Origin of the sequence: Streptococcus macedonicus ACA-DC 198 (assembly GCA_000283635.1) — a bacterium.
Lineage (GTDB): Bacteria > Bacillota > Bacilli > Lactobacillales > Streptococcaceae > Streptococcus > Streptococcus macedonicus.
Window position 1 is genome coordinate 1,112,930 of sequence record HE613569.1, and the last position, 13,759, is coordinate 1,126,688.

Sequence of the window (13,759 nt, forward strand, 5' to 3'; positions counted from 1 at the left end):
CCAGCTCTCTTAAAAATAAAACTTATATGACACTAATCTCATAAAGACCACGAACGCTATTAAACACATAAATATGGTCAGCATTCTCCAAATCTGTCTTTGTTAAATAGCGTTCAGTTACTTCTCCTTGTTGAATTAAATACTTCCTATATATGCCATCTAATATCCCAACTTCAACTGGCGGAGGATAATAAGTCCCATCGATTTCTAAAATAATATTCCCTATTGAAGTTTCTTGCAGATAGTCATCACTAGAAATGAAAACTTGTTCCTTATCAGAATTAGGAATATGAGGGCGATAACTTGTTTTAAAATAGGTAAAGGGTGAATCACACGTTTCTTCTCTTTGAACCAATTTAGGCTGTAAAAAAGTTGAGGGTAAATCTTCCAACATCGACACTTCAAACGATAGTTGACCAAATTTATGAAGTGATACCCTTAGACGATAATCAGACAAATCTAGTGTCTTAAGCAATTCTGAAATTTTATCTAAAAATTCTGTTTCAGAAAAAGGTCATCCCAAAAATCGAGCCGAACTTTTTAAACGCTTTGTATGCTCTTTAAGGAAAATTATTTTTTTGTGTAATCTTAGCAGTTGTTAAAATATCGAATGTGGGCTGTGATTTATACAAAAAAGCACTCTTTTCACATGTTTCTCTGTACTCACTTTCCCATTCACTATCCCAAGTAATCCCCCCACCAACACCATAGATTGCTTGATCGTCTTTCGCCTGAATTGTTCTAATAGCAACGTTAAAAATTGCTCTGTCAGCGTGAGGCAAACATATTCCAATAGAACCACAATAAACACCTCGTGGAGAAGGTTCTAGCTGATTGATTATTGACATTGTCAAAATTTTAGGTGCTCCTGTTATGGAACCACACGGAAAAAGGGCGTTAAAAATATCAAATAGAGATAAATCTTTCTTCAAATGACTTTCAATCGTTGAAGTCATTTGCCAAACATTAGAATATTGTTCGATATCACAGAGTTTACTTACTGTTACACTTCCCAATTCTGAAATACGTCCCATATCGTTTCTTAGAAGATCGATAATCATCATATTTTCAGAGCGATTCTTACTATCATTAGCTAACCAATGTTTATTTCTAAAATCTTGCGCATCATTAATCCCACGAGCAACAGTACCTTTCATTGGACGTGTTGTCAATTTTGATCCATTTTTTTCAAAAAATAATTCTGGACTCATTGATAAGACGGCAAAATCATCATGTTCAATATAACAATTATATTTGGCATCTTGTTCAATCACTAGCCGATTGTAAAGCTCAAAAAGATTCGAATTAATTCTATTATGAAGTTGTACAGTATAATTAACTCGATAAGTATTTCCCTGACGAATTTGTTGTCTAATTTCTGAGATAGCTTTCTCATATTCATCTTTATCCGTCTTAGATTCCCAAACTTGTGGCATTGTGATATTCATCTCGTAATCAAGAGGAAAAGGTTCTTTTTTTACTTCACTATGAACCGCAAAGTAAACAAAGTATTCCCCAGATAACGGAAAAGTCTTTACAGAAAAATTGTTTTCAAATGCTTTTCCTGCTTCATAACTGACATAACCAACAACATAGTATCCATGAATTTGATAATAAACTACTTTCTTAAGAATAGCCTCTACATCATCAATCAACTTTGTTGCCAATATTTTTACTGGATTTTCAAAAATTAATCGGTGTCCCAATTCTTTGAAATCAACCACAGTCTTTTTATGCATCAAAACCCTTTTTTCTTCCGCAACAACATCAGCTGTCCTAAGATAAAAATAGCAATCGCTATCCAGATGAAAATAAAGCCACTAACTTCTCCATTGCCTACCTTTTCGTGAAAAACAAACACGGCTATTGCCAGTTGAATTGTGGGGTTGATGTACTGGATAAAACCAATGATATTCAACGGCGCACGTTTTACCGCTTCTGCAAACAGCAACAAAGGAATCGCCGTCACAATGCCAGATGCTAAAAGTAACACGTTTTCTAGCAAGCTATAATCTAATAAACTTTCTTTTGAAAAGAATAGCAAATAGATAAGCACAAAAGGGGCGACAACACTACTTTCTACCAACATGGCAACGTCACTGGATAACTTGACATTTTTCTTAACCAGTCCATACAAAGCAAAGGTAACTGCTAACAGTACCGAAACAAGAGGCACCTTCCCTGTATTAATTGCTAAAATTCCCACACCAATGCCTGCAATGATAATCGCAGCAGTCATCCATGGACTCAATCGTTCATGTAGGAAAACTAATGCTAATAACATTGACACAAGAGGCATAATATAATAGCCAAAACTAGCTTGTGTGGCCTGCTGGTGACTAACTGCAAAGATATAAGTTAACCAATTCAATGCAATCAAAAAACTTGCCAAAATAGCCATAGCAAGGTCTTGCTTATGACTGATAAGTTGGCGAATTTCACCACGGTATCGCTCCTTATTTTTGGATAAAACCATGTAAACCAACATTGTTAAAACAGTAAAAATAATGCGATAAGAAAAGGTGTTATATGAACTAACACCTGAAAGTAATTTCCAATAAAGAGATAAAAAGCCCCACAAAATATAGGTTATTAAGCCAAGCAAAATCCCCAAATTAGTCTTTTTCAACAAAAACTCCTTTAGTATCAACGTAAAGTGCGACAACTTCACCGTCCAAAGCGAGCGCTTCAAGGCGCTCAACAAGCTCTGCTTCTTTTGCTTTTGGAGCCAAGGTCATAATCGTTGGACCTGCACCAGATAGGTAAGTTGCATAGGCACCAACCTCGTGAGCTACTTCTTTAATCGGTACAAATTCTTTAACTAGTTTTTGACGGAAACGTTCATGGAAAAGGTCAGCTTCAATCGCTTTTCCAGCTTTTTCCAAATCACCTGTTAGAAGCGCAGCAATAGCTACATTGGCAATTGATGAGGCAGCAACAGCTTCCTTATAAGAAAACTCATTTGGCAACACATTGCGGCTATCGCTAGTCTTTAATTCATAATTAGGAATGAACGCCACAAAAGAGGCTTCAGGAAAGGCAGCAACGGCACTATTGACCTTTTCATCAACATAAGATGAAATAACAAGATTACCAAAAATAGCTGGCGCAACATTGTCTGGATGCCCTTCGATTTTTGTCGCAATCACCAATTTTTCATCAGCTGAAAGCTGTAAATGAGCCAACTGATTAGCTAACTCAATTCCAGCCACAATAACTGATGAAGATGACCCTAATCCGCGTGCCAGCGGGATATCTGAAACCATTTTAATACGATGTGGTTGTAGGTCAGCTTTCACTTGTAAAGCTGTCGTAATCAAAAGATTTGTTTCGTCACTAGGAACGTCACCCAAATCATGTAAAACCTCCCATTTTTCAGAAGGCTCTAAAATCTCAATCGTTAAGTACTTAGAAACCGCTACGCCGACCGAATCAAAGCCTGGTCCAACATTAGCAGAGGTTGCTGGTACTGTAATTCTCATATCATTATTATACTCAAAAGTAGTCTTGAGCTTTTCCTTTCACTTAATCAGTTATTATTATTTGCCTAATACTTTAAGTGTATTAACCACTTGGAAATCTTCTACTGCTTCCAATTTAGCTGTTACATCAGCCAACTGTGTTTTACTCATTGAGTGTGTAATGATAACCACACGCGCACGTGTACCATTGGATTTTTGTTGAAGCACTTGTTCAAATGAAATATCTTCAGAATTGAAAATTTCAGCTAAACGAAGCAATTGACCTTTTTTATCAGGGGTATTAATCGCAAAGTAATAGTGGTTCTTCACATCGGCGGGATTTGCCAATGTTGTTTCACGAACAAATTCGTTAAATGGTTTCCCAACATTACCGTCTTTAATACGACGACAGATACGGATAATATCAGCAGTTACAGACGTTGCTGTTGGTTTTTGACCAGCACCAGGTCCATAATACATTGATTCCCCGATACCGATTGACTCCACAAAGACAGCATTCATAACATCGTTGACACTAGCAAGCGGATGTGCTTTTGGCAAGAAAGTTGGTGAAACTTCTGCTGAGATACCTGATTCAACTTCACGCACATCTCCGACCAATTTGATGACATAGCCAAGTTCTTGAGCGACAGCAACATCATCTGGTGTGATTGTTGTGATTCCCTTATGTGCAACATCATCAAAATCAATCGTCATTCCAAAACCAAATTGGCTTAAAATAACAGCTTTATAGGCAGCATCGATACCTTCGACGTCATTTGTTGGGTCACTTTCAGCATAACCAAGCTCTTGAGCTGTTTTAAGCGCATCTTCGTAAGTCCAACCTTCATCAACCATTTTAGTCATCATAAAGTTAGATGTACCATTAAGGACACCCAAAATACGTGTAACTTTATCAGAAGTAAGTGAATTAGCAAGCGTACGAAGAATTGGAATACCACCAGCAACAGCTGCTTCATAATAGAAAGCAACGCCTTTATCTTTGGCAAGTTCAATTAATTCTTTACCATGAGTGGCAATCAAGTCTTTATTGGCAGAAACAACATTTTTTCCTGCTTCAAGTGCTTTTGTAATGAATGTACGAGCAGGCTCAATGCGTCCCATTAATTCAATAACAATGTCAATACTATCATCACTCAAAATATCATCAACATTTGTTACGAAATTATAATCATTTCCAGCAGCTAACAAACGATTTTTTTCATCATCATCTTTGACAAGAACCTTAGTGATTTCAATCGTGTCATGGGCTGCTTCAGTAATTTTTGATTGATTTTCTTTCAAAAGAAAAGGAACACCACTGGCAACAGTACCAAAACCGAGTAAAGCAATTTTTATTGACATCTTTTTCTCCTTAATAAGCAAATTTCGAAAAGCATAGCCAAATTTTCAGGCTACCCACTCTCAAATAAAAACATTTCCTACATTATACCATAAAATTATTCAGAATTTACAGAAAAATAACGTCCTTTGAAAATCTTTCCGCAATTTATAGTAAACAGTTCCCTTTGTCTTAAAAAAATAGTACAATAGGAGTAGACTTTTGTGAGGAGATCGTTAAATATTATGGAAAAACGTCGTCAACATCAAAAACATAGCAACAAGCCATTAGCTATTATAAATATTATTCTATTAATAGCGTGTATTGTCGCAAGTGTTTTTCTTTTTATAGCTTTAAAGGAGAACAACTCCATTTTTTCAACAACTAAAACCGAACAAGTGTCATCATCAAGTGCTAGCCATACAAATACTACCACGACTTCTTCTGCATCAACAGTGACAAGCGACAGCTCTTCTGCTAATACCAATGAAAACGAGGTTAACTGGGTTAAACAGGATTCAAATGTCTCTGTTCCCATTCTTATGTATCACGCCATCCACGTTATGGCTGCGGAAGAAGCTTCAAATGCTAACCTCATCGTCGATCCGACAACATTTGAAAGCCATATTCAACTTCTTTCTGAAGAAGGTTACTACTTTTTAACACCCGAAGAAACCTACAAAGTTTTAACTGAAAATGTGCTTCCAAACGGCAATAGTAAAATTGTTTGGTTAACGTTTGATGATAGTCTTTGGGATTTTTATGACAATGCTTACCCTATCTTGCAAAAATACGGTGCAAAAGCAACAAACAATGTCATTACAAGCACTGTTGGAAATAGCGGAAATTTATCACTCGATGAAATGTTAGAAATGAAAGCAAACGGTATGTCTTTCCAAAACCACACCGTGACACATCCTGATTTGTCAGCTAGTGATGACGCAACTCAGACTTTTGAAATGGAAGATTCTAAAAACTATCTCGATACCAATCTTAATCAAGATACTATCGCTATCGCCTATCCAGCTGGGCGTTATTCTGACACAACACTTCAAATTGCAGCAAACCTTAATTATAAACTCGGCCTAACGACCAACGAAGGTATTGCCAGTGCTAGCGACGGCTTATTATCATTAGATCGTGTCCGTATCTTGCCGACAACAACTGCTGATAGCCTTATCGCAAGTATTAGCTAACATATCATAAAAGCCCCCCTTTTAAAAAAGAGGGCTTTCTTGCTATAATCGCATTGTTATCAGCTTATTGCTATTTATTTTTCTTATGATTTCTAACGAAACTATGGATTAAGAAAGCTAAATTTCCTAAAAAAAGTGCCGACCATAAATACACAAATACCATATTTGAATGGGCAATATTGTAAATAATTGCCACAAAGAAAATAATCAAATAGATGACTGACATGTAATAAAAAGAATTATTTTGCATACGTCACAGCTCCTTCAACCTGTCATATCTTATCATAATTTTAGAAGGTTGTCTATTATTGGGCAGAGCTCTAAAAATTTTCGTATTGTATTATAGAAGAAACTTACCAAAACTAGATAAAACGAAGCTTAATTGGATCGAAATTTTATACTTATCTTATAACTAAGCAATCATAAATGCGGTTTCATTTTTTAAAAATATTTTTATGTGGGCCTTACTTTATCTATACTTTAGGTTAGAGTCGTATAATGGAGTTAATATATAGCTATAAACAAGGAGCTCCCAACTCTCGTTTTCTTTGTTTTCCTGTTAGGAAAGGGTCGCAGCATGATAGACGGAAAAACGAAACAAACTAAAGAAACCAAGGATAGGCTTTTTCAAGCTCTTATCTCCCTAATGGAAAATAAAAGCTACGAAGAAATCAAAATTAAGATGTTCTTGATTTGTCAGGTGTTTCAAGACGAACATTTTACCGACATTTTGCCAATAAAAATGAATTGCTAAATCACTATTTTAAACAAATTATCAATCGTTACCTTACTGAAAGAAAGTATTTTACTGAAACGGATAATTTTGAGGATATGTTGGCTGAATCAATGAACTTTTGGTATCAAGAACGTGAAACATTGCACATCTTGATAAAATACCAACACTACGATTTTTTCTTTCACCAATTCAACGAGCACGCCAAGGAAGTTTACATGAGTATCACACTTCCATGGTTCGCTTGCAGCGGGAAAACTGATACCCAAAATTATGCAATGAGCTTTATCGTTGGCGGTTACTACAACACCTTGCGCAATTGGCTCATGCAGGAAAATCCAGAAGAACCAAAGAAAATTGCTCACGATATCCAACGAATGATTATCAAACTGACCGATCTCTTTGATTTAGACGAAACAAATAACATTGATAACCTTTAACAAATAAAATCAACTCTGTATTCCATGCAAAATCAAGGTTGGCATAGAATATAGAGTCTGTTTTTCTGTTCTAAAATCATTAACTATCCGCGTTGTCGTCATATATCTGTTCTATATCTTTTAGCAGTTCTTTATAGTTATCTAATAATTCTGTTTTCTCATCCGAGTTAGTCAAATACTCATCCGCCAAAGTATAATAAAGATAACCATATTTTTCTGCTACATCACCTGTATCAACTTTTTAGATACTGTCAATAATTTTGTGTAAACACTCTAGTAGAGTTACGGAGTGTTAATCAAATAAGTTTTCAAGTGTGTCAGAACATTGGCCAAACCCTTTATGGATGCGTTGACTTTGCTTAAAATTATAATCTTAAAACAGAGTAACTAAATAACGTTCCAGAGCCTCCTTGTTAGGAAAAAGAACCTTCTTTTTCGTTTGACGTTTGATTTCTTTATTGAGAGACTCAATGAGGTTTGTCGAATAAATGCTATGCCAAATCTGGTAGGGAAACTGATAAAAAGTTAAAAGATTATCCGCATTCTCCAGACTCTCCATTATTTTCTTATACTTTGGTTTCCATTCAGCGATAAAGTCCTCCAAAGCTTGTACTGCCATTTCTAAATTTTCAGCACGATAAATCATTTTAAATTGCTCCAGAATAACTGCCCGATCAGATTGCTTCACTTTACTAGTCAAATTTCGACTAATATGAATTAAGCAACGTTGTTGTTTAGCTAATGGGTAAGCCTGACTGATCATCTGCTCAAGTCCTTTGAAGCCTGTCTAACAGGGTGGATCAAGAAGCATTGTTTTCATTTGGGGCGATTTCATATCCAAGAACAGCCTTCTGTCTTTCTGGTATAATGCCAAGTGCGATATGAATACATTCTTTACTAACGGTTCCACGTCTTAATGGAAGAGAAGATAGGTTTCATCAAGGAATAAAACAGAGTCGTTAGCTTCTAAGCTTCTCTCATGAAAAGCAGAGATATTCTCCTGAGTTGCTTTTGAGATATTCGAAATTGTGGCAGGACTATAGTGATGACCATACATTCGCTCGATAATATCACTAATTTCTCGAGTCCTTACACCGATTTGATAGAGTTTGAAAACCATCTTTTCTAAGTGGTCATCTTGACGTCCATAAGCAGGGATTAAAGCTGGACTAAAGTTCTCATTACAATCTTTTGGAATGATCAACTGAACAGTCCCATATTTGGTTTCAAATTTTCGTGAATACGTTCCATTACGACTATTCCAAGAATTATAGCCTACTTTATCGTAAAGTTCATACCCTAAAAAGGCTGATAACTCTGTCTGAAGCAGATCATTTATAGCTGTTTCAAGAGAAGTACGGAAAGATTCATCAATATCTTGTTTTTGGGCTAGGAAGTTAAGCAAGTCTGTGGTAAACTGAGTCATAGGAATAAATCTCTTTCTAGTAATGTTTCGCAACTCTACTATAACGGATTTATTCCTTTTTGTGTTTACACTACCTATTTGTTTTTATTTTACTATAAAAGATTAATTTATGAGTGATTTTTCGGAATTTTTAATGTTATAACGTTGAAAATGACACAAACGACAATCTACCCTATCAATGTCCAGATAATCTGTGTTGCTCGGCTATTTCCATAAGCTAAAATAGCATTAACTGGCAAGGCTATCGGTATCCAAAAATAATTTACAAAGACACCATTTGAAGCAAAAAGGGTGAAGCTATCACTACAAAAATATTAGATACATTGTGTTTCATACTTGACTGTAAAGTCGAAGAGGTTATAGAATACCGAAACGAATAACCGCCCCTTTTCTTAAGATACAAGAAACCCGCTAATTCTAAGACCAGCGGGTTTATCAGTTTTATTAGGCTACTTGAGTAGTTACCCTATTATTTAAGAGTAACAATAACACACGTTACTCTGTTGGCGGTATAATTGGCTTTTTAGCCGTTACTCAGAGTTTGGCAGGAATTTTGGCATAAAATGGAATCCAGTCCTGCACTAATTACATTTTGGGTGATTTCTTCTGATACTGTTTTATCTAATGCATTAAACCAGTGACTATATGTATTTAAGGTTGTAGACTTATCAGCATGTCCCATTCGTCTTGCCACATATAAAATATCTTTCCGCAAAACATTTATGAGATAGGAAGCATGACTGTGCCGCAATCCTTTTCCTGTTATCACTGGTACTCCAACTTCTTTAGCTTTTCTCTTAATGATTCGACAGATCGTTGATTTACAAAACGGTTCACCAAATCGTGAAATAATGAAATCTGTATCTTGATTGGCAACTTGATTTTTTCGCCAATTTTCCAATACTGATATTGTCACATCATCCAGTTCAATGAGGCGTTCTCCAGCAGGTGTTTTGGTTTGGTCTTTACGATACCAATTTCCATTTTCATCCTTCTCTAAGGTTGTATGAACTTTCAAGAATTTATGTTCAAAATCGACATCTTCCCACCATAACGATAAACCTTCACTTACACGAACACCTGTCATATAATATAACCAAATAGTTGTGAATCTTTGTAAATCTTCGTAATCTTGTAAATCAAATGATTTAATAAAGTTCTGAAACTCAATATAAGTCCAAAATGGAGTATCAGGGTGCTTGCCTCTAGGGTTATCTAACGCCTTGCATGGCATAGATGAAATATATCCTAATCTCTCAGCATATCCCATACAAGCCTTAAATCGTGACCATAAATTCTTTGCATAATTTTCAGAATAATGCTCAATGATGTGCAATCTAAAAGATTCACAATCTCTAGCTGTTATGCCTTTTAAAGGTTTAGAGCCAAAATACTGAATAAATAACTTATGATGTGGCAAAGCAGTTTTATAAGTTACAGCTTGTACCTTTTGCTTATAAGCTCTTAGATAAATGGTATTCATATAACTTTCAAATGTTATATTATAATTTTCAATACTAAGGTTATTAATAAACTCATACCTAATTCGAACCAGTTCATCATACGCTTCTTTCATTGTAGTAAATGGCTTACCATACTGATTCTTTCTAGCTTTCTTTTGAACTCGTTTACCTGTTACTGGATCAACACCAAGATCAGCCTGATAAAATATCTTGCCATTCTTATCACAATAAACACCTTTATACTTTTTTTGATTTTTTGTAGCCATCTTTAATTCTCACTTTCTAAATTGTCTTCAGAGAGTGAAATTCCGATTAACTCTTCTACTATATCTTTAGGAGCAATACCAAGTCTTCTATTGTCAAAGGGCGATTTACTTAATTGTACCGCATTATGGTCAACTTTGCGAGCTTCTTCAAACTTTTTTACTGCTATTCTTTTTGCTTCTCTAATGATGTTTCTTGCCGTATGTTCAGGAAAACCAATATTCATCAAGTTTTTATATGTTACTGTTTTCATACCTCCACTCCTGTCAAAAAAATTATTTCCTCAGTAGGTATGATTGGTTAAATCACTCATGGGCGTCTCACCCGCTGTCCTTTTACGATGGCAGCCTGAACGTTCAGAAGTATCATTGTCCTTATTTGTGGTCATGGCAGATAGAGAACCACTCTATTTTATAGCCGACAATTATCGCTCCTATCACGGCGTATCTCACTAAATTGCTCGACAAATAAGAAAGTCCCACCTCGGTTTATTCAATTGTCAATGAACAAATCAAGGAGAGACTATTTAATATTATTTTTGATTCGGTGAGGGAAATCAGTTTGTCCCAATAAATAATCAGTACTAACGCCATAGAAATTTGAAAGACTAATTAGAACTTCCGCTGATAACTTTCGCTCACCTCTTTCCAATTTTGCATATGCAGAATTAGTAAGAGACAGAAGTTTCGCAATATCAGATTGCGTTAAATCTCTATCTTCCCTCAGATTCCTTATCCGCTGGTACATCTAGCTTTCTCCTAAGAAAAGTATATGTCACTTTCAGAAAAAAGCTGGGAAATTATCATAATATGACAGTAATTATTGTTTAGTTAAAACCAACAATTATTTTTGTAAATATTTCAATACTATTTTGAATATATTCTAGATTGACTACTACCTCAAACCACCTGACATTAGATTATACAAATTTTATATTGGATTTTTGTAAATTTCTAAAGTCCCTATTTCTAGATTCCGTTCAGCTAACTTTAATTTACAAAATAGTAATATCAAATGATTTAATACTAGTTTGACCTGGTTCTACAAATGTAACCCCCTGCTTCTCTTCCAATATATCTGATTCCTCTAATGATGTTGATAATCCACTCCATGGCTCTAAGGCTATAAATGGACTTTGATTAGTGGTGGACCAAATAATTAAATGTGGAAAATCTTTAAAATCCACCTTAATTCCCTTATTACTTTTTTTAGACTTCAAACTGACACTACGTGACTTTAGTTGATCTAGGGTAATAGCATCGTGTGAAAACAAAGAATAATCCAAATCTAATTTATTTTGATTTTCAAGAAAAGGGGTTCTATCTTGTAAATCAAGTAATCCAGTATTTGGAAAACTCTTTGGAATGCTACATGTTTCATATTCAGAAAATTCTAAATAATAATCTTCGTATTTCTCGTTATCTTCTAAAGGGCAATTAAATCCTGGGTGACCTCCAATAAAGTAAGGAATTGAACGTTCAATTTCACTGCTTATCACCTGATATTCCGTTGTTATCGTTGAACCATGTAATTTATATATAATATTCAACACAAAATGATAAGGATATTCTTTAAGTGTTTTTTCATTAGCCTTAAAACTAAAGGACACTGTGCTGTCATCTATCTTACAATAATCAAAATTTTCCTTTCTAACTAATCCATGTCGTGGAATAATTCCAGTAAAATGAGGTTTTTCTGCTGGTCCATATATTGCCCAATCATTCCTCAAACTTCCACAAATCGGAAATAAAACTGGCGCTTGTCCACTCCAATATTCTGGATTACCTTGCCAAAGGTATTCAACTCCATCTTTATCTTTAATAGAAGATAAAGCACCACCAAACTCCGAAAACTGTACCGTTAACTGTTCATTTTTTAATTCAATAACCATATTTTTCACTCCGTTAAACAAAACAAGAGCGTCAGTATTAAACCCACGCTCTTATCTTGCGTTAGAAATTTTTAAGAAGAATACTATCTATTCAATAACCTGAGTTTCTGCTACTTGTTTATACCAGTAGGCTGATTTTTTCGGATAACGTTCCTGTGTTTCAAAATCTACATAGAAGAGACCATATCGTTTTTCGTAACCATTTGACCACGAGAAGACATCCATCAAGGACCAAATAAAGTATCCTTTAACATTTGCCCCATCCGCAATGGCATCTGAAATGACTTCTAAGTGTTTCTTCACGTAGTCAATGCGTGCATCGTCATACACCGTGTTATCGACAAATTCATCTTTATATCCCAAACCATTTTCAGTGATGTAGATCTTCTTGTAGTTTGGATAATCTTTCTTGACACGCATGATTTGATCATACAAACCTTGAGGGTAGATGATCCAGTCCCAATCCGTCCGAGGTACATAGTCAGGAGCTACACGACGTCCAACACCTTTGATTTGGTATTTAGAGCTTCCTTTTTCCCCTTTACCATTGTGGATGATTTCAGTTTCGCCATCAAAGGCTTCCATCCAGTCACTCATGTAGTAGTTAATTCCAAGGAAGTCGTTCAAATCTTTAGCTGCTTCAAGCGCTGCAAAGTCTTCGTCCCGAAGATCCAGACTACCACCATTAACAGACAAAATGTGGTTTACACCTTCCATGGTTGCATCTGAATAGTGTCCAAGGTAGGTTGCATCCAAGATAAATTTGTTGTGGATGATATCTTCCAACTCAGCAGCACGTACGTCTGCAGGATTTTTAGGATCCAATGGATACTTAGTTGGAAGGGCGTGAACAACCCCGATTTCACCTTTGTAGCCTTTGTCTTTGTACAATTTCACAGCACGTGCATGAGAAACCATCATATTGTGGTGTGATTGGAAGACTTTGGCAAGGTCATATTGAATACCTGGTGGGAATTTACCTACTAAGTATTGACCATCACCGATTGGGCCGATTTCATTGAAGGTTGTCCAGTAGTTTACTTCTGGGAATTCTTCAAAACAGAAAGCAGCATAATCTACAAAGTGTTCGATATTTTCACGATTTAAGAAGTCTCCATTTGAGTGAAGAGCTTCAGGAGTATCAAAGTGGTGAAGAGTTACGAATGGTTCTACATGACGTTTATGACATTCTGCAAATAACTTATGATAGAATTCTACCCCTTTTGGATTGACTTCACCATAGCCAGTTGGGAAAATACGTGACCAAGCAATAGAAATACGAATTCCGTTTACGCCATATTCTTCCGCCAACTGTAAGTCTACTGGATATTTATGGTAGAAATCACTCGCTGGTTCAGCAGTATACCAATAGTTGTCTGCTAAATATTTATCCCATGCAACTGGTCCTTTTCCGTCAGTATGAGTCGCACCTTCTGCCTGGTAAGCTGCTGTTGCGCCACCGAAAATAAAATCTTTAGGTAATGTTTTTGACATAAGTTTCCCCTTCTCAATCATAAAATAAAAATAAAGCAAGATGGAGAGG

Annotated in this window: 11 protein-coding genes and 2 pseudogenes; 3 read left to right on the forward strand and 10 right to left on the reverse strand. The window is 35.7% G+C overall.

The window, feature by feature from the left end; translation table 11 throughout:
• Positions 1–22 precede the first annotated feature (22 nt).
• From pabB to SMA_RS05655, 4 genes and pseudogenes are all read right to left on the reverse strand, one after another.
• Positions 23–1,739: pseudogene (gene pabB, locus SMA_RS05640) on the reverse strand (aminodeoxychorismate synthase component I).
• On the reverse strand, positions 1,739–2,629 hold the full coding sequence (gene rarD / locus SMA_RS05645) for an EamA family transporter RarD (RefSeq protein ID WP_014294651.1): 891 nt from the start codon (positions 2,627–2,629) through the stop codon (positions 1,739–1,741). The pseudogene pabB and the gene rarD overlap by 1 nt, the downstream one beginning before the upstream one ends.
• Positions 2,616–3,482 carry a homoserine kinase gene (gene thrB / locus SMA_RS05650; RefSeq protein WP_014294652.1) on the reverse strand — a complete coding sequence of 289 codons (867 nt, stop codon included), beginning with the start codon at positions 3,480–3,482 and terminating at the stop codon, positions 2,616–2,618. The genes rarD and thrB overlap by 14 nt, the downstream gene beginning before the upstream one ends.
• Before the next feature lie 57 nt (positions 3,483–3,539).
• A complete protein-coding gene (locus SMA_RS05655; RefSeq protein ID WP_014294653.1) occupies positions 3,540–4,826 on the reverse strand; it encodes a homoserine dehydrogenase in 1,287 nt (428 codons plus the stop codon).
• A 222-nt stretch (positions 4,827–5,048) separates the two neighbouring features.
• On the opposite strand from SMA_RS05655, the gene SMA_RS05660 reads away from it, so the two are divergent.
• Positions 5,049–5,999, forward strand: coding sequence for a polysaccharide deacetylase family protein (locus SMA_RS05660; RefSeq protein WP_014294654.1), 951 nt, complete (start codon positions 5,049–5,051; stop codon positions 5,997–5,999).
• Positions 6,000–6,692: 693 nt separating this feature from the next.
• On the forward strand, positions 6,693–7,172 hold the full coding sequence (locus SMA_RS05670; protein WP_318248484.1) for a TetR/AcrR family transcriptional regulator: 480 nt from the start codon (positions 6,693–6,695) through the stop codon (positions 7,170–7,172).
• A 292-nt stretch (positions 7,173–7,464) separates the two neighbouring features.
• Here SMA_RS05670 and SMA_RS05675 read toward each other — a convergent pair.
• Positions 7,465–8,598: pseudogene (locus SMA_RS05675) on the reverse strand (IS256 family transposase).
• A 323-nt stretch (positions 8,599–8,921) separates the two neighbouring features.
• Between SMA_RS05675 and SMA_RS12070 the strand changes: the two are divergent.
• Positions 8,922–8,978, forward strand: a complete 57-nt coding sequence (locus tag SMA_RS12070; RefSeq protein ID WP_229025114.1) for a hypothetical protein — start codon at positions 8,922–8,924, stop codon at positions 8,976–8,978.
• 143 nt (positions 8,979–9,121) lie between these two features.
• Here the strand turns inward: SMA_RS12070 and SMA_RS05680 are convergent, their stop codons facing one another.
• The 5 genes from SMA_RS05680 to lacG all read right to left on the reverse strand — a co-directional run bounded on the left by SMA_RS05680 (position 9,122) and on the right by lacG (position 13,710).
• Positions 9,122–10,327 (reverse strand): tyrosine-type recombinase/integrase, encoded by a 1,206-nt coding sequence (locus SMA_RS05680; RefSeq protein WP_014294658.1) that lies wholly within the window; start codon positions 10,325–10,327, stop codon positions 9,122–9,124.
• Positions 10,328–10,329: 2 nt separating this feature from the next.
• A complete protein-coding gene (locus tag SMA_RS05685) occupies positions 10,330–10,578 on the reverse strand; it encodes a DUF3173 family protein (RefSeq protein WP_000860228.1) in 249 nt (82 codons plus the stop codon).
• 269 nt (positions 10,579–10,847) lie between these two features.
• Positions 10,848–11,072 carry a helix-turn-helix domain-containing protein gene (locus SMA_RS05690; RefSeq protein ID WP_014294659.1) on the reverse strand — a complete coding sequence of 75 codons (225 nt, stop codon included), beginning with the start codon at positions 11,070–11,072 and terminating at the stop codon, positions 10,848–10,850.
• Positions 11,073–11,319: 247 nt separating this feature from the next.
• On the reverse strand, positions 11,320–12,216 hold the full coding sequence (locus SMA_RS05695) for an aldose 1-epimerase family protein (RefSeq protein ID WP_014294660.1): 897 nt from the start codon (positions 12,214–12,216) through the stop codon (positions 11,320–11,322).
• An 87-nt stretch (positions 12,217–12,303) separates the two neighbouring features.
• Complete coding sequence (lacG, locus tag SMA_RS05700) at positions 12,304–13,710, reverse strand: 6-phospho-beta-galactosidase (RefSeq protein WP_014294661.1); 1,407 nt, start codon at positions 13,708–13,710, stop codon at positions 12,304–12,306.
• Between the last annotated feature and the right edge of the window lie 49 nt (positions 13,711–13,759).